Raw genomic sequence first — 23,859 nt, forward strand, 5'->3', positions numbered from 1 at the left:
CCTATGAACACTTTTTTACACGATGTATTAGCTGGTTTAAACGCCATGCCTAAAACCCTACAATCAAAGTATTTTTATGATGAGGCTGGAGATATATTATTCCAAAAAATCATGTCATCACCAGAATATTACCTCACCAATTGTGAGATGGAAATTTTCAGTGGCCAAACTCAAACTTTAGCAAAAACCATTAAAAATGGCTTTAATAGTTTTGATTTAGTAGAATTAGGCGCTGGCGACGCAAGTAAATCTGTTCATTTAATAAGAGAACTAAGCAAACAAAAAGTAAATTTTACATACATGCCAATAGATATTTCTTCGCATGTTATAGCGCTTTTAGAAGAAAATTTGCCAAAGCAAGTGCAGCATCTTCAAATAAAAGGTTTAAAAGGCGAGTATTTTGAAATGCTTGAAAAAGCAACACAAATATCAAGCAAAAGAAAAGCTGTTTTATTTATGGGCGCAAATATTGGAAATATGCCAGCCTCAGAAGCAATAACTTTCTGCAAAAAGCTAAGAGCCTTATTAAATAAAGAAGATTTATTATTAATAGGTTTTGACCTTAAAAAGCATCCAAAAATTATAAGACAAGCCTATCATGATGCAAATGGTTATACCCGAGATTTTAATTTAAATCTCCTTAAACGTATCAATAAAGAATTAGGGGCAAATTTTGATATTCATGCTTTTGAGCATTACCCATCATATGACCCCGCTACGGGTTCCTGCAAAAGTTATCTTATCAGCTTAAAAAAGCAAACTATTCTGATTGCAAATCATGCTATAAATTTTGATGAGCATGAATATATAGCCATGGAAATATCTCAAAAATACGATTTAGAAGAAACAGAAAATATGGCAAGACAAGCTGGCTTTAAACCGGTTAAACATTTTTTTGATAAAAAGAAGTGGTTTGTAGATAGTGTTTGGGAATGTATTTAATATCATATTGACTTAATATTGAAATAATATTTAGCCTTTACTTTTACAACAGTTTAAGTCTTGATACCACTTGTATCACACTGAATTTGTTTAGGTTTAGAAAGAGTCGCATTTACATCTACAAAGCGACTCTTTTTTATTTTCTAAAAAGCCATATTAATTAAAGTATTATTATTATTTTTAATAATTCCTTAACCCTATGTCTTAAAAATTTATTAATGGTTAATAGCGCAAGAAAAATTGCTTTTTACTACCTCATAGTAGGTGTAACATGGATTTATTTTAGTGATAGAGCGCTTAATTATTTCTTTAAGAATAAAGATTTACACGAAACTTACTGGGATGGTACCATTAAAGGTATTTTATTTATTGTTGTAACGAGTATACTTCTTTATCAGCTTATTAAAAGATATTTTCTTGCTTTAACCAAATCAGAAAGAGATTATAGAAGTATGTTTGATGCAAATCCTAACCCCATGTGGATTTATGATTTACAAACCCTAAAATTTATTGAAGTAAACCAAGCCGCTATCAATCATTACGGCTATACTCGTCAAGAGTTTTTATCAAAAACCGTTTTAGAAATTAGATCTGATGAAGAAAAAGAGAGGTTTTTAAAAGACACAAATGCGAACATTAAAAAAACCTCTTATGAAGAGCCTTGGTTGCATATCCTCAAAAACGGGCAACAAATAAAAGTTAATATTCATGCTCATGAAATAAGTTATAAAGGGAAAATGGCTCGTTTAGTACTTGCTGTAGATGTTTCTGAGCAGCTCATCATAAAAGAACAATTAAGACAACAACAAGAAAGATTAAAAGCCCAAAATATTAAGCTTTTACAAAGTTTAGAAGCTATAGAATTACACCAAACAAAACTCTCTAATACCCAGAAAATAGCAAAAATAGCCGGTTGGGAGTTCAATTTGGAAACAGAAACTTTAGAACCAAACCCCGGCTTTTTAGAATTACTAAACTTAAATAAGGAAGAAGGCTCTTGTCTAAAAATTTTAAAAACTTACATTACAGAAGAAGACAAACAAAAATTTGAGTACTTCATAAGCTCTTTTAATTTAGGCATTACTGTTAATGAGTGTGTTGTAAGAATTAAAAAAGAGCAACAATTAAGATATATCTTATTTGCTGCTACTTTAAAAGATCCTAAAAAGCAAAAATATTGTGTGGAAGGATATATCAAAGACGTAACAGAGATAACATTAAAGGACCAACTTATCCATAAAACTTCAGAGAGATTTGAACAATTAGCCCTCTCTACCAATGATGCTCTTTATGAATGGGAAGTTAATAGTTCTATTATCAGATTAAACGGAAATATAGACTCTATAATGGGCTACGGTGTTAAAGAAGCTATACACCCAGAAAAGTGGTGGGTAGATCGTATGCATCCTACAGATTTTATTGAGAATGATAAATTATTTAGAGAAGCCGTTGAGCAAAAGCAACAAACCCTCAAAAGAAAATATAGATTTAAAACCCTAAACGGAGTTTATAAACTTATCTATGACCAGTCCATCATCAAGTATGATGCTCAAAATGAACTTGAGAAAGTTATTGGCTCTATACAAGATGTTGATGAGATTACTAAAATAAATCAGGAAAATAAAAGGCTACTAGATATTATTAGTAAAGTAAACAACTTCATAATTATTACCGATGTAAATGGGCTTATAGAATGGGTTAATCCTGCCTTTACAGAGTTAACAGAATATACGCTGGAAGAAGTAAAAGGGAAAAAGCCAGGCCCGCTATTACAAGGGCCAGAAAGTGATAAGGAAGTAATCATGAGAATATCTCTAGCCCTAAAAGAGAAAAAATACTTTTCGGAAGAGATTATTAACTATTCTAAATCTGGCAGGAAATACTGGTTAAAAATAGATTGTAACCCTATCTATGATGATCATAACAACCATGTTGGTTTTATAGCTGTTGAAAGTGAAATTACTGAAAGAAAACAGAGAGAAGCTAAAATTGAAAAACAAAACGAGATTTTGAAAAAGACTGCTTGGTTTAATTCTCATGAAGTAAGAAGACCTTTAGCATCTATTTTAGGAATAATAGAATTATTAAAGTATGAAGAGTCAGATTCTACAAAAGAAGAATTAATAGTGCTGTTAGAAAAATGTAGTGAGGAACTTGATAGTGCTATTAAAAATGCCATTCACCTTACAGAGTTTAAAGAAGATGAACCTCTAAACTAAAGTATTATAAGTCCTTTAAAAACCTGCTTTGCTGGGCCTTCTAAAAATATGTTTTTATAATTTTGGCCGTCATAATCAAATTTAATATTTAAATCTCCGCCTAAAACTTTTATAGGTGTTGATATATGGCCGGTTAAATTTTTATGTTTAGCCATAGCTAATGCAACCGCTGTAACTCCGGTTCCACAAGCGTAAGTTTCATCCTCTACGCCTCTTTCATAAGTTCTTACAAAAAGATAATCTTGTTTATCCTCAACAAAATTCACATTAATACCTTCCTTTTTATAAGTTTCATTGTATCTGATGCTTCTACCTTCTTCAAAAACATTTTTTTGAGATATATCTGATTTTTCTAACCTTACAAAATGCGGAGAACCTGTATTTAAAACATAGTCAGCTCCATCCGTTTTAATAACATCAACATCTATCATTTGTAAGCTTACCCAATCTCCTTCTTCTGAAATTTTTGCATAATGCGGACCATCAACTGCCAAAAAATCAGTCTCTTGATTAATGATTCCTAAAAATTTAGCAAAGGCAACAATGCATCTTCCACCGTTACCACACATACTACTTGGCTGGCCATCGGCATTATAATAAACCATCTCAAAATCATAACCCTCTTTTTCTTCAAGGAACATGATACCATCGCCTCCAACGCCAAATCTTCTATCACAAATTTTGGCTAACAATGCCGGGTTATGATGATTAAAACCCAATTTTCTGTTATCTACCATAACAAAATCATTTCCGGCACCTTGGTATTTGTAAAAGTTTAATTCCATGATAGTGCAAACATCGTGAAATAATAGATGTTGTGCAACCTGTAGACAAGGTCAAAAAATGACGTTAATTTTTATAATTCAATATTTAAAGTTTTAACATTTTTTAACATCAAAATAGATAACATATACTTGCAAGCTACGTCTTAATGGTATTATTTTTGAAATTAGGTTATAGACAAAAATTAGAAAGCATGACAAACAATATGAAGAAAATTGGGATGAGTCTCCTAACGGCTTTTGTTGGTGGAGCAATTGCTGTGGGTGCTTATAAATTACTGGAAGATAAATCTTTCCAGGGTATGGGGCTTGATGATAGACAAAAAGTTTATTTCGCTAACAACCCAGGTGCAGAAATTATATCTTCAACCGGCGCATTAGATTTTACACAAGCTGCGGCGGCTGTTTCACCAGGCGTGGTTCACGTAAGAACAACTTATAACCGTTCCGCCTCATCAGGTGGCTATTCAGATCCGTTTGGAGATATGTTTGAAGACTTTTTTGGTAGAAGAAGTCGCCCACAATCTAATACCCCAGCTATGGGTAAAGGTTCTGGTGTTATTGTTACAGGCGATGGTTATATTATGACTAATAACCACGTGGTAGAAGATGCCGACAAAATTGAAGTTATTTTAACAGATAAGAGAGTTTTACAAGCTAAAGTTATTGGTCGTGATAAAAACACAGATTTAGCCTTAATAAAAATTGATGCTAACGATTTACCTATCGTTAAGTTAGGTAACTCAGATGATGTAAGAGTAGGAGAATGGGTATTAGCAGTGGGTTATCCGCTTACGCTAGAATCAACTGTAACTGCTGGTATTGTAAGTGCAAAAGCAAGATCAATTGGAATTTTAGCTCAAGATCAAATTAATCCTAGAGATTATGATCCAGAAAACCCTCCGGTTAACTCTTCTATAGAATCATTTATCCAAACAGATGCAGTAATTAACAGAGGTAATAGTGGTGGTGCTTTGGTAAATGCTAAAGGCGAACTTATCGGTATCAACTCTGCTATTGCTTCTCGTTCTGGCGTTTATGAAGGTTATGGTTTCGCCATCCCAGTTAATTTAGCTAAAAAAGTAATGGATGACTTTATCAAATACGGTGAAGTTAAACGTGGCTTTATTGGTGTAACTTTCCAAGAGCTTAACGCTGATGTTGCTCAAAGCTTAAAAATTAAAGAAATAAATGGTCTATATGTATCTTCTACTGTAGATGGTGGTGCAGCAGCTACTGCTGGAATTAAGAAAGGCGATATTATCAAAAAACTAAATGGCGATAATGTTATCACTTCTTCAGAATTACAAGAGAAAATAGGCAGAATGCGCCCAGGAGATAAGGTACAATTAACGGTTTTAAGAGACGGTGATTTAAAAACCTTCAATTTAACCCTTAAAGGTGCAGAGGCTAATAAATTAGCTTCTAATAACTCATCGGTTGCTTCATCAGAAATTATGAACACCTTAGGCGCAACCTTTTCACCTTTAAAAGATGCTGATAAGAAAAAATACGGCGTAAGCTCTGGTGTTATTGTAAATAGTGTTGCTCCGGGTAAAGCTTTTGATATGTATGAAGTACCAAAAGGAACAATTATTACCGGTATTAATGGCAGAGGAGTAAATAATACAGACCAAGTAAATGCTGCATTAAGCGCTACTAAAAACAATATGCTTTCTATACAAGGTATTACCCCAGACGGAGGTCAATTCCGCTTTACTTTCCCAGTGAAATAATTTTTGATATCATATACTAATAAGTAGAAAGTCCTGAAGAAATTCTTCAGGACTTTTTATTTTTGTACCTATGCCCAATCAAACTTATCCTATAAACATTGCTAATGAAGATTTAATATTACTGTCAGAGAAAGGTATTTTATTACCTCAACATAAAACATTACTCTTAGCAGATGTACATTTAGGCAAAGGCGGACATTTTAGAAAATCCGGTATTCCAATACCTAAACAATTAGCTCAGGAAGATTTGGCAACATTATCAGATTTAATAGATAAATATCAGCCAGAAACTATTATTTTCTTAGGAGATTTATTTCATAGCGACTTTAATCAGGATTGGGAATGGTTTAAACTTTGGCGAGAATTACATCAAAACATAAAACTCATTTTAGTAAAAGGTAACCATGATATTTTGCCTGAACATTTTTATAAACAACTTAATATTTTGGTGATTAATGAATATGTATTAGGGCCATTTTTACTTTTACACGATTTGCCAAAAGAAAAATCAAACAAATTCACCATTTACGGACATTTGCATCCAGGAATCACTATTTCTGGAAGAGGAAAACAAAAAATTAGCCTCCCTTGTTTCTATTTCAGAGAAACAGAAGCAATTTTACCAGCATTTGGGAAGTTTACAGGAAAATATACCTTAAAAAACAATGATAATGCACAGATTTTTGCTGTTGGAGGCTCTAAAATATTTAAAATTTAGAATAATATTTTTAGTACACACGTTTGCCTTTGATAATTTATTAAGTATTTTGCTAAATAATTATGGAATATTTGACTAAACAAGTGTTTTAATGAATTATTTTCATCGCTATAAATAAAAAAAATTAGAATGGTTCTAAATAAGTATTTGCATTTTAAATAGTTAAAACCATTTCTAATTTTCAGCATTTAATAAATACTTTTGCAAACAAAAACCTTAAATACAATATAATGAGCAATTTTTCGAAAACTTTTTCTTCAACCCTAGGGAAGAAACTGATCATGTGTTTAACCGGTTTATTTCTATGTTCTTTCCTCATCATTCACTTAATTGGAAATTTTCAATTATTTAAAGACGATGCCGGATTAGCATTTAATGAATACGCTTATTTCATGACCAATTTCCCACCAATTAAGGTTGTATCGTACTTACTTTATCTTTCTATTTTGGTACACACCATTTGGGCTATCATGCTAACACAAAAAAACAAAGCTGCTCGTCCTATTTCTTATGCAAAAAAAGGTGGTAACGGTAGTATTTGGTCATCAAGAAACATGGGTATTTTAGGTACTATGATTTTTGTGTTCATAGCAGTACACATGAGTAATTTCTGGTATAACTACCACTGGGGTACCACACCTTATGTAGAATACCGCACAGATTTAAATACAGGAATTACTCAAGTTAAAGAACTTAGCGAAACCGAGTTTACTGGACATGTTTCTTATGTAGAAAACGGTGTTCAAATCATCAAAGCAAAAGACTTATATAAAGCAGTTGCTTTTTCATTCCAACAACTTTGGATAGTGGCATTATATGTAGCTGCTATGGCGGCACTTGCTTTCCACTTATTACACGGTTTCCAAAGTGCTTTCCAAACTTTAGGATGGAACCACAGTAAATATAAACCATTAATAAACTTTCTTGGTGTTTGGGTGTTTTCAGTATTAATCCCAATAGGGTTTGCTGCAATGCCTTTATATTTCTTTTTTAAATAAGTAGATAACACAGGAATACATGCATATTCCTTATAAAATAGATAAAGATGAAGTTAGATGCAAAAATTCCAGAAGGGCCTTTGGCCGAAAAGTGGAGTAAACACAAATTCAATCTAAAACTGGTAAACCCTGCAAACAAACGTAAATACGATATTATAGTAGTAGGTACAGGTTTAGCAGGTGCATCAGCTGCTGCCTCATTGGCAGAGTTAGGCTACAATGTAAAAGCTTTTTGTTTCCAAGATAGCCCAAGAAGAGCACACTCTATTGCGGCTCAAGGTGGTATCAACGCGGCAAAAAATTACCGTAATGATGGAGACTCTGTTTTTCGTTTGTTTTACGACACCATTAAAGGTGGAGACTACAGAGCTAGAGAGGCAAACGTTTACCGTTTAGCGGAAGTTTCAGTAAATATTATTGACCAATGCGTGGCTCAAGGTGTTCCTTTTGCTCGTGAATATGGTGGTCTATTAGATAACCGTTCTTTTGGTGGGGCACAAGTTTCCAGAACTTTTTACGCTCGTGGACAAACCGGACAGCAGTTACTTTTAGGTGCATACTCAGCGCTTAACCGTCAAATTAATGAGGGTAAAGTAAAGATGTATACCCGCTCAGAAATGCTAGACTTAGTTGTGGTAGATGGTAAAGCACAAGGTATTGTAACACGTAATTTAGTTAACGGTAAAATAGAAACACATGCAGCACATGCAGTACTTTTATGTACTGGTGGCTACGGAAACGTATTCTATTTATCAACCAATGCCATGGGGTCTAACGTTACAGCAGCCTGGAGAGCACATAAACGTGGTGCATTCTTTGGCAACCCTTGCTATACGCAAATTCACCCAACTTGTATCCCAGTAACGGGAGACCACCAGTCTAAGCTTACGCTGATGTCTGAGTCATTAAGAAATGATGGTAGGGTTTGGGTTCCTAAAACAGTAGACTTATCTCAAAAATTACGTAACGGAGAGATAAAAGCTAAAGATATTAAAGAAGAAGACAGAGATTATTTCTTAGAGCGTAAATATCCATCGTTTGGTAACCTTGTTCCGCGTGATGTGGCTTCAAGAAATGCTAAACAAGTTTGTGATGAAGGCCGTGGTGTAGGAAAATCAGGCTTAGCCGTATTCTTAGATTTCTCTGATTCTATCAATAGGTTAGGAAAAGACACTGTAGCAGCTAAATACGGAAACTTATTTGATATGTATTATCAAATTACTGATGAGAACCCGTATGAGCAACCTATGAGAATTTACCCTGCAGTACACTATACCATGGGTGGCCTTTGGGTTGATTATAACTTAATGACATCTGTACCGGGCTTATACGCTTTAGGAGAGGCAAACTTCTCTGACCACGGTGCTAACCGTTTAGGTGCATCAGCATTAATGCAGGGTTTAGCGGATGGTTATTTTGTAATTCCTTATACTGTGGGTGATTATTTAGCAACTATAGGACCAGCTCCTGTAAACACTAACCATCCTGCATTTGAGCAAACAAGAAAAGAAGTTGAAGACAACGTTAAAACTTTACTTTCTTTAAAAGGAAACAAAACGGTTGATGAATACCACAGAGATTTAGGAAAGATTATGTGGGAATACTGCGGTATGTCTAGAAGTGAAGAAGGCTTGAAAAAAGCTAAAAAACTTATTTCTGATTTAAGAGAAGACTTCTGGAAAAATGCTATCGTTTTAGGTGAAAATGAAGAAGTTAACCAATCTTTAGAGAAAGCTGGGCGTGTTGCCGATTTCTTAGAATTAGGAGAATTGATGGTTGACGATGCTTTGAACCGTAACGAGTCTTGCGGTGGACACTTTAGAGAAGAATACCAAACACCAGAAGGCGAGGCCTTAAGAAACGATGACGATTACGCTTATGTAGCAGCATGGGAGTATAAAGGTAAGAACCAGCCAGAAGAACTTCATAAAGAAGAATTGGTATTTGAGAATGTTAAATTAACACAACGTAGTTATAAATAGTATAGCGTATTGAGTAAAGAGATTTGCGTCTCAATACTCAATACTCAATACTCAATACTAAAAATATATGAGTGGACATATGAATCTGACGTTAAAAGTTTGGCGTCAAAAAAATAGTCAAACCCCAGGAAAGTTTGTTACTTATAAGGCAGAAGAAATATCTCCTGATATGTCTTTCTTGGAAATGCTAGATGTGGTTAATGAGAAATTGGTTAAAACTCAAGAAGACCCCATTCAATTTGATCATGATTGCCGCGAAGGTATTTGCGGTATGTGTTCTTTAATGATTAATGGCGAACCACATGGCCCTAAAAGAGCAACTACTACTTGCCAACTACACATGCGTAGTTTTAATGATGGTGAAACTATCGTTATTGAGCCCTGGAGAGCTGCTGCTTTTCCTGTAGTTAAAGATTTAGCGGTAGACAGAGGTGCTTTTGATAGAATACAACAAGCAGGCGGTTATGTTTCTGTTGGTACTGGTGGTGTGCCAGATGCTAACGAGATTTTAATTCCTAAAACTATTGCTGATGAAGCATTTAACTCTGCAACTTGTATAGGTTGTGGTGCTTGCGTTGCAGCGTGTAAAAATGCTTCAGCAATGCTATTTGTTTCTGCAAAAGTTTCTCAGTACGCTATGTTACCACAAGGACAAACAGAGCGTTATGAGAGAGCTAAAGCAATGGTAAGCCAAATGGATGATGAAGGTTTTGGAAGCTGTACCAATACGTATGCTTGCGAAGCACAATGCCCTAAAGAAATTAAAGTAACCAATATTGCTCGTATGAACAGAGAGTACTTTAATGCTGAGTTTATTAAAGGGTAAAACTTATAAATTCTATATTGAAAGGCTGTCTTTTTTGAAAGATGGCCTTTTTTGTTTTTAGGGTTTTTGGAATATAGTAATAAGGACCAATTTAATTTAAGAATAAAAGAGTTGGTGATTAAATTTAATTCGTTGTTTTTGTATTTAATAATAGAAGATAATTTTTCTATATTTTCTTCTATTTTAGACGAAAATATATGCTAAAAAATATACCACCAACGCTACAACAAGGTCTTTAACCGAAAAACATATCTTAACCAACTGAAAAAATATAAATAGTAATGAATTTAAACGAACTGAAACCCAGAAAGGCGCTTAATAAAGCCTTCTTAAAAGTAAAACCTAACAGGACTGAAATTGAAGGTTTCAAGACGAATCTTATTACTTTACTTGACAGAACAAACGATACAGAAAGCGAAGAGTTTCATAAAAACCTAATCTCAGACTTTTTAAAGAAGACTTATTACGACCCAAACCACTTTATAAATACCAAAGGCAGGAATGACCTTGTTATACATAACGGGCAAAATGCAAACACAACAGTTGGTGTAATTATAGAAGCTAAAAAGCCAACTAACAAAGCAGAAATGATAAGTACCAAAAAACTGAATGCTAAAGCTTTTCAGGAATTGGTTTTGTATTATTTACGAGAAAGAATTACCCACAAAAATCTTGAAATAAAACATTTAGTAGCTACCAATATTAACGAATGGTTCATTTTTGATGAGCATCTTTTTGAAAGGCTTTTTGCCCAAAACAAATCATTTGTTAAACAATTTGAAAACTTTGAAACAAGTAAGAAAACAACAGATGTATTTTATAAAGAAATTGCCGAGCCGTTTATAGAAAGTATCACTTCTGAAATTGAATTTACCTACTTCAATATTCAGGATTATCAAAAACCTTTGCGCAATAACGATAAAACAGATGATAATGCGCTGATTTCTTTATTCAAACTTTTATCACCAGAGCATCTTTTAAAACTTCCGTTTACCAACGATAGTAACAGCCTTGACAAAAGATTTTATAGTGAGCTACTGCATATCATCGGTTTAACCGAAACCAAAGAAGGAAGCAAAAAACTAATTGAACGAAACAAAGAAGGAGAACGCAATACAGGAACTATTCTTGAAGATGCCATCATTCAGCTTGATAGCTTAGACAAACTTAGCAGATTAGAAAAACCAAACCAGTTTGGTAATACACAACAAGAAAGACTTTTTAATGTTGCCTTAGAGCTTTCTATCACTTGGATAAATAGAATTTTGTTTTTGAAGTTGCTAGAAGCCCAACTGATAACTTATAATAAAGGCGATAAATCCTTTTCTTTTCTCAGTCTTGAAAAGATTAAAAACTATGACGATCTAAATAGCTTATTTTTTCAGGTATTGGCCCGTAAGTACGACCAGCGTAATGAAGATGTTAAAAAGGAGTTTGAAAAAATTCCTTATCTTAATTCTTCACTTTTTGAGCCAACTGATATCGAGCAGATTACTTTATTTATCAGTAATCTGAAAGATGATAAAACCATACCCATTTTTTCGCAAACGGTACTAAAAGACCAGCAAGGGAAAAAACGCACTGGAAACATAGCTACCCTCCAATATTTATTTGAGTTTTTAGATGCCTATGAATTTGGAGCAGAAGGCAGCGAAGAAATACAAGAAGACAATAAAACACTGATTAACGCTTCTGTACTGGGCTTAATTTTCGAGAAAATAAATGGTTACAAAGACGGTTCGTTTTTTACACCGGGTTTCATCACTATGTATATGTGCCGTGAAACTATTAGGAAAGCCGTTGTACAGAAATTTAACGATACCAAACAATGGAACTGCACAACAATTGAAGAACTTTACGATAAAATTGAAGACCGCAAAGAAGCTAATGAAATTGTAAACAGTATCAAAATTTGTGACCCCGCTGTTGGTTCTGGGCACTTTTTGGTTTCGGCACTTAATGAAATGATTGCCGTTAAAAACGACTTGAAAATTCTACAAGACCGTGATGGAAAACGCCTGAAAGAATATCAAGTAGAAGTAGTAAATGATGAGCTGATAGTAACCGATGAAGAAGGAGAACTTTTTGAGTATAACCCCAATAATAAAGAAAGCCAGCGCATACAAGAAACCCTTTTTCATGAAAAACAAAGCATTATAGAAAAATGCCTTTTTGGTGTGGATATTAACCCCAACTCGGTTAAAATATGCCGTTTACGGTTGTGGATAGAGCTTTTGAAAAATGCGTATTATAAAACCGACATAGCCCATGGTTTAAACCGCGGGTTATGGGAATTAGAAACCCTACCCAATATTGACATTAACATCAAATGTGGAAACTCTTTAGTAAGCCGTTTTGCTATTGATGCCGACTTGAAACAAGCCTTAAAGAAAAGCAAGTGGAATATAGATAGCTACCGCATAGCAGTAGACACTTACCGTAATGCAGAAAATAAAGAGCAGAAAAGGGAAATGGAGCAATTGATAGCCGCTATAAAATCTGATTTTAGAAGCGAAATAGAAACACCATTCAAAAAGTCCTTGAGTGATGCTAGAGGCTCAGCAGAAAAATTAACCACCAAAATACTCAACCTAGAAAGCTTTGGCGAAAAAGCAGATAAAAAACTTCTTGCCGACCATAAAAAAGCAGTAGAAAAACTGAACAAACTTGAAGTCGAAAGAGATGAAACGTTAAGCAACAAAATTTTTGAAAACGCTTTTGAATGGCGTTTTGAATTTCCTGAAGTGCTGAATGATGATGGTGATTTTGTGGGCTTTGATGTGGTGATTGGTAATCCGCCTTATGTTTATAGAAATGCTGACTTTGAAAATGTTAAAGACTATTTTAATAGTAACTATTACAACACTTCGGGGAATTATGATTTGTATAAATTTTTCATTGAACAATCAATAAGAATTTCCAAAGAAAATGGGTTCAACTCACTTATAACAAATTCATCATTTTTACTTCAAACATCCTTCGACAAGACACGGAAATTTATTTTAGATAATTCAACTTTAAAGAATATCGTTCCCCTTGGTGGTTCGGTATTCGAAGAGGCTACTGTTGACTCAGCAATTTATATTCTTCAAAAATCAAAATATAACGGAGAATTAACTTTGGTAATAAATCCTCAAAAACCAGTTGATGTTGCAATCACTCCAGCATATACCTTAAGACAAAGCCGATTTTTAGTAAATGAGTTTTTAGTTTTTGACTACTTGCTAAATGACCAAGAATACAATATTGTCAACAAGTTAATTTTGAACTTTCCAAAAATTGAAACTGCTTATGACTTTGGTGTAGGAATTAATACAGGCTACATAAAAGATGAATTAACAGCAGGTAGCAAACTTGATAAAAGATATCACCCTATGGTTCCAGGAACAGGTGTGTCTAAATATGGGAATATCAAGACTGAAGGCTACATAATGTATGATAAGGAGTTTGTAAAAAGCAAAGGAAAATTAGGAAGAACTTTGCCAGAAGAAAAATTTTTCACAGAGCCTAAAATTCTAATAGTGAGAACTAGAAATATCAGTCTCAAAGAAAGAATAATTGCATCAATAGATTATGGCAAAAAATACAATCTCAATCGCATTTCAAATATTATTTCAAAAGGAGATAATTCTCTTGAAGGCTTGTTGGGCGTTTTGAACTCCAAATTATTTAATTGGCTGTATTCAAAAAGATATTTTGATTACGAAATCAAGCCAATTTATTTAAGAAATTCTCCGCTTTGTGACACGAATGACAAGAGACTTAATAAACTCGTTAAAGAGATAATTTCATTAAGAAGTTCTAATGAAAAAGCTGACATTACAAGTCTAACTGACGAAATAGACCAATTGGTTTATCAGCTTTACGAGTTGACGGAGGATGAGATAAAGATTGTGGAGGGAAATGGATAAATCCATTTATGACAACATGTATGATCATCATAGCCCACGGTTTAAACCGTGGGCTATATAAGGAAATAGATAAATCCATTAATTAAACATAAATACCAATCATAGCCCATGGTTTAAACCGTGGGCGATATAAGGAAATGTATAAATCCATTAATTAAACATAAATACCAATCCTAGCCCACGGTTTAAACCGTGGGCGATATAAGGAAATGTATAAATCCATTAATTAAACATAAATACCAATCCTAGCCCACGGTTTAAACCGTGGGCTATAAATTATGAGAACAATACAATAACCGTTTCAACGGTTTATTATAACAAGTATAAAAGAATTGAATATGCCGCATTCTTTCAATAAAATTTGGATACACGCCATTTGGTCTACCAAAAATAGATTACCATTAATTGAATTAACGGTAGAACAAAGAATATATTCATTTATCTCAGAGCAATTTCGTGAGCAAAGCTGCCCTGTAAGAGTCATTAATGGAATGCCGGACCATATCCATTGTTTGTTTTTACTAAACCCACAACAATCAATCGCAGATGTAATTAAACAGATAAAAGGAAGCAGCTCGCATTTTATTAATCAAAACAATCTAATTATTGAAAAATTTGCTTGGCAAACCGGTTATGCTGCATATTCCGTTTCAGAATCTGTTGTTGACAAAGTTTTACATTACATAAAAAACCAAAAACAACATCACAAAAAGAAAACTTTTGAGCAGGAATATGATGAGTTTTTGAAATTATATGGGCTTGATAATGATTGAAACATCATTGAACCATTTTAGCCTAAGGTTTAAAACATAGATGTATATAGAACATCATAAAAAATGGTTAAAACCATTAACGAAATATCATTGGACCATCATAGCCCACGGTTTAAACCGTGGGCTATATTACACGGGCCAACCTAATTAGAATTGAAAATGGCGATTGACACTTTACAAACATTGGAGATTATTGAAGTGATGGAAAACTTCCTTACAAAAAAAAGACCTCCTGAACATATCAGAAACCAATTAGATATTGGGTACAAAATTGAAGACCAAAGTATAATTGTTTTTGAAATTAGACCCAAATGGAACAAACCCGAAATTATTCTTGAACATCCGTTTGCAAAGACAACATTTGTAAAAGCAAAAAATAACTGGAAAGTGTTTTGGATGAAGGCCGATTTGAAATGGCATAGTTATTCTCCTAACCCAACAGTAAAGCATTTACAAGATTTTACGAAACTTGTTGAGGAAGACAAACATCATTATTTTTTTGGATAAATTCACAAATTGGCATTATCAATATAGCTTATGGTATAAACCGTGGGCTATGACAAAAACCATCTAAACAACAAAGCCTCTCCAAAAATGAAGAGGCTTCGACTATTTATTAACGATTAAAATTAATTCAGTTTAAAAGGGGCAATTAATGCAAACTTTGGGATTAAAACAGTTAAAGCTTCATCATCTACCAATCTTCGCATTTCATAGCTACCATGCATAGTCCCCATATCTGTTTGTAAATTACAGCCAGATACATATTCATGCATGCCTCCTGGCTCTATAATGGGCTGTTGCCCCACAACACCTTCTCCTTCTACCTCTCTTTTTGTACCATTAGAATCAAATATATTCCAATGTCTGCTCATAAGCTGTACGCTATAATGACTTAGATTTTCTATCCTAATCTTGTAAGCGAACATGAAATGCTCATTAGCCGGATTTGAGTATTCTGGCTGGTAGGTGGTTTCAACAGAAACTTTTACTCCGTCGGTTATTTGCGCTACCATTTCTTTAATTTTTTTAACAATTTAGAGATTAAAAATATAAAATCAAAAATCAGACCGCTACTGTATCAAATTTGTTTCTAATTTCATAAAGTACGTCTTCTATATCTTCTACGCGTTCTAGGCTTACCAGTTTCATTCTATATTCCTTAAAATTTGGTATGCCTTTAAAATAATTAGCGTAGTGTCTCCGCATTTCAAAAATACCTGTTTTTGACCCTTTCCACTCGATAGATTTTTTCAAATGCGTAGTGCAAACATCAACCCTTTCATTAATAGTTGGCCCATCTAAAAAAGTACCGGTCTCAAAGAAATGTTTTATTTCTCTGAAAATCCACGGATAGCCAATGGCTGCTCTACCAATCATTATTCCGTCTACCTCATATTCTAGGCGCCAATTGGCTGCTTTTTCAGGAGAATCTACATCGCCATTACCAAAAATAGGAATTTGTATTCTTGGATTTCTTTTGATTTCTCTAATCAATGTCCAATCGGCAACGCCTTTATACATTTGGGAACGCGTACGACCATGTATGGTTAAAGCTTTAATACCCACATCTTGTAAACGCTCTGCTACCTCATAAACGTTTTTGGTATTATCATCCCAACCTAAACGGGTTTTAACTGTAACAGGTAAATGCGTAGCCTTAACAACAGCGGCTGTCATGGCTACCATTTTATCTATATCTTGTAATAAACTTGCACCAGCCCCACGACATGCTACATTTTTTACAGGGCAACCGTAATTGATATCAATTAAATCGGGTTTTGCTTTGGTTGCTATTTCTGTAGCTTCACGCATATGCTCTATATCGCTACCAAAAATCTGTATCCCGATAGGACGCTCGTACTCAAAAACATCTAGTTTTTGTCTGCTTTTGGCTGCATCTCTTATCAAACCTTCTGAGGAAATAAACTCCGTATACATCATATCCGCTCCGTTTTGTTTGCAAACAAAACGGAATGGCGGGTCGCTCACATCTTCCATCGGCGCAAGCAATAATGGAAAATCACCTAAATCTATATTTCCTATTTTAACAGACATTTAAAAATCAAATCATTAAATTAAACGCAAATTTACTAAATATCCTTAATTATGAGTGACATGCAAAAGTCAACACATCAACACCCAGCTATACAATTAATTTATTTGTTGCTTTATGTAATTGCTGGTGGACTGGTGTTTACTGTTATTGGTGTTCTTACCTACAGTCTTACTGGTAATAATTGCTCTATACTTTTAACTGGTGATGAAAGTAATATGGATATCAACTTCATCAGAACAATCCAAATTTCTAGCTCTTTAGGGATTTTTATTGCCGGCCCATTAACTTTTGCTTTAGCCACAAAAAAACCTCTAAAATCTTATTATCACTTTTATAATCCGCTTAAAACGCCCCAATTACTTATTATAGTTACAGCTATTATGGTTTTAGGCTTACCTTTTCTTGAGCTTATTAACGCTGCCAACCAAAAAATGGTTTTACCAGATTTTTTAAAAGGCTTAGAACAATGGATGCGAGAAAAAGAGCAACAAGCAGCCGTTTTAACTAAGCAGCTTTTGGTTATGAAAAGCTTTAGCGATTATTTATTTAACCTTTTGATGATAGCTGTAATACCCGCTATAGGCGAAGAACTTTTATTTAGAGGTTCTTTACAGAATATTTTTTACAAATGGTTTTATAACCCACATGTTGCCATTTGGATAAGTGCAATTATTTTCAGTGCTATACATGTTCAGTTTTTTGGCTTTTTCCCAAGAATGCTTTTGGGTGTACTTTTTGGATACTTTTTATGGTGGGGAAAAAGTTTATGGCTTGCCATTTGGGCTCATTTTCTTAATAATGGTTTAGCCGTTACCATGGCTTATGTGCTACAATTACAAGGCAAAAGCATAGATGAAATTGAGAAAACAGACACATTTCAAATCTGGGGATATTTATTAAGTGCGATAATTACCTTAGTTTTGCTCTTGAAGTTTTATCAAGACAGTAAAAAGAATAATCAAATAGATATTTATGAATAGTACTTGGGTAAAAATTTATACTTCACATCAGTTCATGAAATCTGAAATAGTGAGGCAAGTACTAATTGACCATGAAATAGAAGCTGTTTTGATGAATAAACAAGATACAGCCTACAAATTTGGCGAGGTTGAGGTTTACATTCATCAATCTGATTTTGATAAAGCTTTAGAAATTATTATCCAAAACGACCTTTAATTTAATACCCTAATTATTATGAAGACCAGAGCTATAACTGGAGTTATTTTTATCCTCATCATGCTATGCTCATTATTTTTAGGGCCTTATGTTTTCACAGGATTTTATATTTTCTTAAGTTTAATTTGCTTAATGGAGTTCTTTTCCCTAGTTAAAACTACAGGAATAAGACCTCACAGATCTATCGGGTATATAGCTGCGCTTATTATTTTTGCTTCTGTTGCAGGCAGATATTTTATACAGTTTGAGACCAAATGGTTATTAGTTAATATCCCTTTGTTTTTTGGAATTTTTGTGAGAGAACTTTATAAAAAATCTAAAATCCCTTTTAGTAACATTGCTTACACTTTTTTAGGACTTTTTTATACCATTGTACCTTTTATTTTCTTCCACAGTATTGCCTTTATTTCTGGTGCTTATAACTACCAATTGGCTTTAGGTTTTTTCCTGATGCTTTGGGCTAATGATACTGGTGCTTATATTTTTGGCGTTAAGTTTGGTAAAAAACGCCTTTTTGAGCGCCATTCTCCAAAGAAATCTTGGGAAGGCTTTTTTGGTGGGGTTGCTACAAGTATAACTGTAGCATGTATTTTGGCTCAATACTTTACTACATATAGTTTATTACATTGGGTAAGCATGGCAACGCTTATTTCTTGCTTTGGCACCATGGGAGATTTGGTAGAATCTATGTTTAAAAGAAGTATAGAAATTAAAGATTCTGGCAAAATACTACCAGGCCACGGAGGCTTGCTAGACCGCTTTGATGGCTTGTTACTTTCTGCCCCTGTTGTTTTCGTTTACATATATTTGATTACTTATTAGTAGTTTTGATAAAAATTTAAAAAAATGACCATCCACAAAGAAGGATATACCTCTATTGCATTAACTGTACTATTTGTTTTTGTTACTAATGCCCTTATCAATTATTACCTACCACACGTAACTTGGTTTGTTTGGTTATGGTATTTAGTATCGTTATTCTTATTTATAACTGTTTTACAGTTCTTTAGAAATCCGGTGGTGAACTTAACTTTAGGAGAAAACCAAATTATTTGCCCTGCAGATGGTAAAGTTGTAGTGATAGAAGAAGCGCAAGAGAACGAATATTTTAAAGATAAAAGACTTCAGATATCTGTTTTTATGTCGCCTATTAATGTACATGTAAACAGAAACCCAATAAGCGGAATCGTAAAATTCTTTAAATACCACCCTGGAAAATATTTGGTTGCTTGGGACCCTAAATCTTCTACAGATAATGAACGCACTACTGTTGTTGTTGAAAACAGTAATGGCGTACCTGTGTTATTTAGACAAATAGCTGGTGCTTTGGCTCGTAGAATTGTTTGGTACGTAAAAGAAGGCGATCAAGTAGAGCAAGGCAAAGAGTTTGGTTTTATAAAATTTGGCTCTAGGGTTGATGTTTTTTTACCTTTAGGAACCCAAGTTAATGTAAACCTTGGAGATAAGGTTAAAGGCGGTGTTACCGTTTTAGCTACGCTTTCTTAAGAAAAATCTCTACAGGTTTTTTGTTTTAGATTTTGATATGACAGATAAACCTGTAATTTTTTTTGATGGCATTTGTAACCTCTGTAATGGTTTTGTGCGGTTTATCATAAAGCATGATAAATATGCAAAATTTAGATTTGCTGCATTACAATCAGACTTTGCCAAACAAGAACTTTTAACAAAAGTTATTTCTGTAGAGGAACTAAGCTCGGTAATACTACTTACAGAAAAGGGTGTTTTTACCAAATCTACTGCTGCTTTAAAAATAGCATCGCAATTAAATGGCTTTTGGAAAACTGCTTATATCTTCATCATCATTCCTAAGTTTATAAGAGATTTTATTTACGATATCATCGCTAAAAACCGTTATAAATGGTTTGGGAAGGATGACCATTGTATGCTTCCTACTCAGGAATTAAAAGATAGGTTTTTAAATTAATTTAGATTTTTTTCTGAAGAAGTAATCTGCTGTTAAAAGCATGATGATGATATCAAAAAACAAGAAAGCTTGAATAGCCGTTCTAGAAAAGCCTTCGCCGATTTTAAAAGCATCGTAGTTCATACTAAAATCAAAATAACCACTTGAAGCAGACCAATTGGTTTGGGCAATTGCTACAGCCATAATAAGGCTTAATATTAAAATAAAAGAGGCAGCTATGCCGTAAACTATTCTTTTATCAACTTGTGCTTTTAACGATAGTGGTTGCGCCTGTAGTCTTATTTTATCCATTACTTGGAAGGTAAAACCCATAGAAGGCTCTTCCAAATCTGTTTGTTTAAGATGTTCATCAAAACTTAATATCTCTTGATAAAGGTTTTGAAAAGCAATATCTTCTTGAAGCAATCGCTCTATTTCTAAGGCTTCTTCTTGGCTACATAAACCATCTATATAATTCCAAATTTTTTCTTCTGCACTTTTCATATTAAATCCTCCGCTTCGCTTTTTAAAAGTTGTTCTAACTTAATTTTTAATCGGCCTCTAGCCCTATGTAATTTTACTTTAGCTGTATTAGCCTCAATTCCCATTATCTGAGCTATCTCTTCTAAAGATTGCTCGCCTTTATAAAACAAGGTAATAATGCTGGCATCATCTGGTAACAAACTTTCTATAGCTAAATTTAAATAATAATCTCTTGATTTCCGCTCGGTATTTAAGTCTGGTGTTGCCTCATGACTATCTAAAACATTTTGATGGTTTTCATCATCAATAGATAGAATATCAACTTGTTTTTTTCTTAAATAAGTCATAGCGGTAGTATAAACTATACTATAAAGCCATGTAGTAAACTTCCCTTTTCTTTCATAACCAGCTAAATATTTAAATGCTTTCACAAAGCAATCTTGAGCCACTTCCTCAGCATCTTCTCTTCCCTTGGTAAATCTTAAAGCCAAAGTAAAAACATAGCGTTGGTAGCGTTTAACCAAAAGCGCATAGGCTTGTTGGTCTCCTGCTAATACCGCATCTATAATAGCTATGTCTGTTAGTTCTTGTTGCATGTGTTGATGCTAAGACAACCCCTATAAGCTTTAGGTTACAGGTAAATCAAAATATCTTTAAAAAAATAAGCATCATAAAAATTTTAATTTTGGTGTAACCTGTTTAAAAACGATGTAGTCTTAGCTTCCAAACAATAAGATTTAACAAAATTATTAAACATTAAATACAAGATTATGAACAATGTAGAAATCTTAATTCCGCTTACCATATTTATAGGAAGCTTTGCAGTAATTTTTGGTTGGCGATACCTAACCAATAAAGAAAGAATGGCTTTAATTGAAAGAGGATTAAACCCGATACCAGAAAAACCAGAATCAAAATCTAATTACTATTTAAAGCTAGCTTTACTTTTGATGGGTGCTGGTTTAGGTTTATTCTTAGCTTTTGTTTTAGATAACACCGTTTTTGCACATAATGTTAACGAGTGGGGAAATACTAAAAACGAGGCTATATATTTCTCTTTAATTACACTTTTTGGTGGTTTGGGTCTATTTATTTCTTATACGATAGAGAAAAAAGAGAAGCAACAAAAATTATAAGCTATTTAACAGCAGCGGGAACTACAGCTACCGTTAACCTGCTGATGCAGCTCATTTTACCTCTTTCATCGTAAATTTTAATATCCCAAATATGTGTTTTTGCGCCAATATGTATTGGCGTACAAACACCTTTTACGTATCCAGATTTAACAGGACGTAAATGATTAGCATTTACTTCTAAACCTACACCCATTTTTTCTTCGGGATTTAAAACCAAGTTACTAGCTACACTTCCTAAAGTTTCTGCAAGCACTACCGAAGCGCCTCCATGTAAAATACCTACCGGCTGGTGGGTACGTTCATCAACCGGCATGGTAGCTTCTAAAAAATTATCACCAATATGGGTAAAACTAATCCCTAACAAGGCGCCAATATGATTTTTTGGCCTGCTGTTTAATTCTTCTGGAGTATAACTTTTAAACCAAATCATTTTAAATACTTTTCTTTTAATACCCTAAAATGATGTTCTATATGGCCTGCCATAATAAATAATAAAGCACCAACACTTACTTCTCTTTCGCTTGCTACGCCTTTTTTCTTGTAATCTTCTTCTGTTAATGATTTGAAAAAATACAGGTTAGCCTGTCTCATAAGCAATAATTCATCTACCAAATCATTAAAAGAACGTTTACTTACATCAACATTTTGCATGTATAAATCCTGATCAAAACCCGGTAGTGGTGTAAAATCATTTCTTGAGAAACGCATTGCTCGGTAAGCCATCACCCTTTCTGTATCTATTAAATGGGCAACAACTTCTTTAACGGTCCATTTACCATCAGCGTAAGCGTAGTCATGCTTTTCTGCTGGTATTTCTGCCAAGAAATCATCAACCTCATTTAATTGGTTTTTTAGTTTTCTAAGGATGTTTTGGCCTGATACTAATTTGATGTATCCTTCGTAATATGGAGCGTATTCGTTACTAAATGGTTGGTACATAATTTATGCTGCTTTTAAGTATAATTCTAAAGGTAGTGCCTTTACCCAGTTCAGATTCTTTTACAAAAACCTGTCCGCCGTGGTAGTTTTCTATCATTCTTTTAGTTAATGATAAGCCTAAGCCCCAGCCTCTCTTTCTAGTAGTAAAACCTGGTTGAAAAACGGTATCAAACTTTGAGCGTGGGATACCTTTACCTGTGTCTGTGATGTCTATAATAATTTGTTCTTTAACAATATTTTCTTTGATATTGACGCTGATGATTCCCTTCCCATCAATAGCGTTTACTGCGTTTTTTAGGATGTTTTCTATCACCCAATCAAACAAAGGAACGTTAATAAGAGCTTCTAACTGCTCGTCTCCGTTTACCTCAAAAGTAATTTTATCTGATACCCTAACTTTAAAATAATCAACAAAATCTTTAACAACTTCATAAACAGAATGACTACTTAAGATAGGCTTAGAGCCGATCTTAGAAAATCTATCGGCCACAACCTCTAGTCTTTTCACATCATTTTCCATTTCTAATATTAAAGAATCATCGGCTTTAAATCTTTCTTTTAAAAGCTCTACCCAAGCCATTAAAGAAGATATAGGTGTGCCTAACTGATGCGCTGTTTCTTTTGCTAAACCAACCCAAACCTGGTTTTGTTCTGATTTTCTTGCCGAATTAAAGGCAAAGTATGCCAGCATCAGAAAAACTGCAATTAAACTGAGTTGGATATAAGGGAAAACTTTAAGCTGACTTAGCAAATCGCTATCCTTATAGTAAATGAGATTTTTTTTTCCATAAAACTCTACTGGAATAGGGTTGTGCTGATTTTTCATTTCCCGTAGCTCTTTTAGAAAATACTTTGGGTCGTATTTTTTATTACTTTCAATCTGAAAGTACGTTTTAGCAGTGTCTAAGCCTTGGTAGGTAATGATAGAATCTTTTTCGCTGGTTACAATTGCGGGCACAGGTAAACTATCCCTTATAGTGAAAAGGAAGTTCATCATCTCATCGTTATCGGTTTCAAACATCCGCTTAAGACTTTGCGCCCAAAGCTCGGCCCGGGTACGTTCTGATTTTGCAATATTTTGCACCAAAAAATCAGTATACCAAAGCGAAGAAACAGCAATAACTATTGCGAAAAAAAGTAGGAGATATTTCCAGCGACGTTTTCTTTCGTAAGGATTCATATTTATACCAAATTACAAAAACGCCTCAAAATTGGTTCTCTTATTTAGCAAAAAGATTTGTTATGAAAAAAGCGC

Annotated in this window: 24 protein-coding genes; 16 read left to right on the plus strand and 8 right to left on the minus strand. The window is 33.9% G+C overall.

The genetic code is table 11. From position 1 onward, the window contains the following. Positions 1-3: 3 nt before the first annotated feature. Both GJJ64_RS09985 and GJJ64_RS09990 read left to right on the plus strand, forming a co-directional pair. The gene (locus tag GJJ64_RS09985; RefSeq protein ID WP_154287648.1) at positions 4-942 is read left to right on the plus strand and encodes an L-histidine N(alpha)-methyltransferase; all 939 of its coding nucleotides are present in this window, start codon (positions 4-6) and stop codon (positions 940-942) included. A 218-nt stretch (positions 943-1,160) separates the two neighbouring features. Then, positions 1,161-3,161 carry a PAS domain S-box protein gene (locus tag GJJ64_RS09990; RefSeq protein ID WP_154287649.1) on the plus strand — a complete coding sequence of 667 codons (2,001 nt, stop codon included), beginning with the start codon at positions 1,161-1,163 and terminating at the stop codon, positions 3,159-3,161. Here the strand turns inward: GJJ64_RS09990 and dapF are convergent. Next, entirely contained in the window at positions 3,158-3,946 is a 789-nt protein-coding gene (gene dapF / locus GJJ64_RS09995) for a diaminopimelate epimerase (protein ID WP_154287650.1), read from the minus strand. The genes GJJ64_RS09990 and dapF overlap by 4 nt on opposite strands. A gap of 191 nt (positions 3,947-4,137) precedes the next feature. Between dapF and GJJ64_RS10000 the strand changes: the two genes are divergently transcribed. From GJJ64_RS10000 to GJJ64_RS10035, 8 genes are all read left to right on the plus strand, one after another. After that, positions 4,138-5,679, plus strand: a complete 1,542-nt coding sequence (locus GJJ64_RS10000; protein ID WP_154287651.1) for a Do family serine endopeptidase — start codon at positions 4,138-4,140, stop codon at positions 5,677-5,679. Positions 5,680-5,749: 70 nt separating this feature from the next. Further along, a complete protein-coding gene (gene pdeM, locus GJJ64_RS10005) occupies positions 5,750-6,397 on the plus strand; it encodes a ligase-associated DNA damage response endonuclease PdeM (protein WP_154287652.1) in 648 nt (215 codons plus the stop codon). Between the two features lie 230 nt (positions 6,398-6,627). Continuing rightward, entirely contained in the window at positions 6,628-7,395 is a 768-nt protein-coding gene (locus GJJ64_RS10010) for a succinate dehydrogenase cytochrome b subunit (RefSeq protein WP_154287653.1), read from the plus strand. A 47-nt stretch (positions 7,396-7,442) separates the two neighbouring features. Beyond that, positions 7,443-9,377 carry a fumarate reductase/succinate dehydrogenase flavoprotein subunit gene (locus GJJ64_RS10015; protein WP_026902873.1) on the plus strand — a complete coding sequence of 645 codons (1,935 nt, stop codon included), beginning with the start codon at positions 7,443-7,445 and terminating at the stop codon, positions 9,375-9,377. Positions 9,378-9,444: 67 nt separating this feature from the next. Continuing rightward, positions 9,445-10,203 carry a succinate dehydrogenase/fumarate reductase iron-sulfur subunit gene (locus GJJ64_RS10020; RefSeq protein WP_205943729.1) on the plus strand — a complete coding sequence of 253 codons (759 nt, stop codon included), beginning with the start codon at positions 9,445-9,447 and terminating at the stop codon, positions 10,201-10,203. A 281-nt stretch (positions 10,204-10,484) separates the two neighbouring features. Next, positions 10,485-14,114: a DUF7149 domain-containing protein gene (locus tag GJJ64_RS10025; RefSeq protein ID WP_154287654.1), complete on the plus strand. Its 3,630-nt coding sequence runs from the start codon at positions 10,485-10,487 to the stop codon at positions 14,112-14,114. Between the two features lie 338 nt (positions 14,115-14,452). After that, positions 14,453-14,887, plus strand: a complete 435-nt coding sequence (gene tnpA, locus GJJ64_RS10030; protein WP_154287655.1) for an IS200/IS605 family transposase — start codon at positions 14,453-14,455, stop codon at positions 14,885-14,887. Between the two features lie 159 nt (positions 14,888-15,046). Next, positions 15,047-15,394: a DUF3024 domain-containing protein gene (locus GJJ64_RS10035; protein ID WP_154287656.1), complete on the plus strand. Its 348-nt coding sequence runs from the start codon at positions 15,047-15,049 to the stop codon at positions 15,392-15,394. 122 nt (positions 15,395-15,516) lie between these two features. Here GJJ64_RS10035 and apaG read toward each other — a convergent pair whose 3' ends face one another. Together apaG and dusB are read right to left on the minus strand one after the other, a co-directional pair. Continuing rightward, on the minus strand, positions 15,517-15,903 hold the full coding sequence (gene apaG / locus GJJ64_RS10040; RefSeq protein ID WP_026904256.1) for a Co2+/Mg2+ efflux protein ApaG: 387 nt from the start codon (positions 15,901-15,903) through the stop codon (positions 15,517-15,519). Positions 15,904-15,952: 49 nt separating this feature from the next. Continuing rightward, positions 15,953-16,945, minus strand: a complete 993-nt coding sequence (gene dusB, locus GJJ64_RS10045; protein WP_154287657.1) for a tRNA dihydrouridine synthase DusB — start codon at positions 16,943-16,945, stop codon at positions 15,953-15,955. Between the two features lie 60 nt (positions 16,946-17,005). Between dusB and GJJ64_RS10050 the strand changes: the two genes are divergently transcribed. From GJJ64_RS10050 to GJJ64_RS10070, 5 genes are read left to right on the plus strand one after another with little or no spacing between them, the layout of a single operon-like run. After that, a complete protein-coding gene (locus GJJ64_RS10050) occupies positions 17,006-17,926 on the plus strand; it encodes a CPBP family intramembrane glutamic endopeptidase (protein ID WP_195759269.1) in 921 nt (306 codons plus the stop codon). Then, positions 17,919-18,122 carry a putative signal transducing protein gene (locus GJJ64_RS10055; protein ID WP_026904253.1) on the plus strand — a complete coding sequence of 68 codons (204 nt, stop codon included), beginning with the start codon at positions 17,919-17,921 and terminating at the stop codon, positions 18,120-18,122. The genes GJJ64_RS10050 and GJJ64_RS10055 overlap by 8 nt, the downstream gene beginning before the upstream one ends. A gap of 18 nt (positions 18,123-18,140) precedes the next feature. Then, a complete protein-coding gene (locus tag GJJ64_RS10060; RefSeq protein ID WP_154287659.1) occupies positions 18,141-18,944 on the plus strand; it encodes a phosphatidate cytidylyltransferase in 804 nt (267 codons plus the stop codon). A 24-nt stretch (positions 18,945-18,968) separates the two neighbouring features. After that, positions 18,969-19,628 (plus strand): phosphatidylserine decarboxylase family protein, encoded by a 660-nt coding sequence (locus tag GJJ64_RS10065; RefSeq protein ID WP_154287660.1) that lies wholly within the window; start codon positions 18,969-18,971, stop codon positions 19,626-19,628. A gap of 37 nt (positions 19,629-19,665) precedes the next feature. Beyond that, positions 19,666-20,067 carry a thiol-disulfide oxidoreductase DCC family protein gene (locus tag GJJ64_RS10070; protein WP_154287661.1) on the plus strand — a complete coding sequence of 134 codons (402 nt, stop codon included), beginning with the start codon at positions 19,666-19,668 and terminating at the stop codon, positions 20,065-20,067. Here GJJ64_RS10070 and GJJ64_RS10075 read toward each other — a convergent pair. Beyond that, positions 20,059-20,550: an anti-sigma factor gene (locus tag GJJ64_RS10075; RefSeq protein WP_154287662.1), complete on the minus strand. Its 492-nt coding sequence runs from the start codon at positions 20,548-20,550 to the stop codon at positions 20,059-20,061. The genes GJJ64_RS10070 and GJJ64_RS10075 overlap by 9 nt on opposite strands. Then, positions 20,547-21,125, minus strand: a complete 579-nt coding sequence (locus GJJ64_RS10080; RefSeq protein ID WP_154287663.1) for an RNA polymerase sigma factor — start codon at positions 21,123-21,125, stop codon at positions 20,547-20,549. Before GJJ64_RS10080 ends, GJJ64_RS10075 begins: the two co-directional genes overlap by 4 nt. Before the next feature lie 174 nt (positions 21,126-21,299). On the opposite strand from GJJ64_RS10080, the gene GJJ64_RS10085 reads away from it, so the two are divergent. Next, complete coding sequence (locus GJJ64_RS10085) at positions 21,300-21,665, plus strand: DUF6249 domain-containing protein (RefSeq protein WP_154287664.1); 366 nt, start codon at positions 21,300-21,302, stop codon at positions 21,663-21,665. A gap of 1 nt (position 21,666) precedes the next feature. Here the strand turns inward: GJJ64_RS10085 and GJJ64_RS10090 are convergent, their stop codons facing one another. Genes GJJ64_RS10090 through GJJ64_RS10100 form a run of 3 tightly spaced genes read right to left on the minus strand, consistent with a single transcriptional unit; the run spans position 21,667 to position 23,784 of the window. Further along, positions 21,667-22,095 (minus strand): hotdog fold thioesterase, encoded by a 429-nt coding sequence (locus GJJ64_RS10090; RefSeq protein WP_154287665.1) that lies wholly within the window; start codon positions 22,093-22,095, stop codon positions 21,667-21,669. Continuing rightward, positions 22,092-22,604: a DinB family protein gene (locus tag GJJ64_RS10095; RefSeq protein WP_154287666.1), complete on the minus strand. Its 513-nt coding sequence runs from the start codon at positions 22,602-22,604 to the stop codon at positions 22,092-22,094. The genes GJJ64_RS10090 and GJJ64_RS10095 overlap by 4 nt, the downstream gene beginning before the upstream one ends. Further along, entirely contained in the window at positions 22,588-23,784 is a 1,197-nt protein-coding gene (locus GJJ64_RS10100) for a sensor histidine kinase (protein WP_154287667.1), read from the minus strand. The genes GJJ64_RS10095 and GJJ64_RS10100 overlap by 17 nt, the downstream gene beginning before the upstream one ends. Positions 23,785-23,859: the final 75 nt, after the last annotated feature.

It is taken from the genome of Pedobacter puniceum (assembly GCF_009674685.1).
Classification (GTDB): Bacteria; Bacteroidota; Bacteroidia; order Sphingobacteriales; family Sphingobacteriaceae; genus Pseudopedobacter; species Pseudopedobacter puniceum.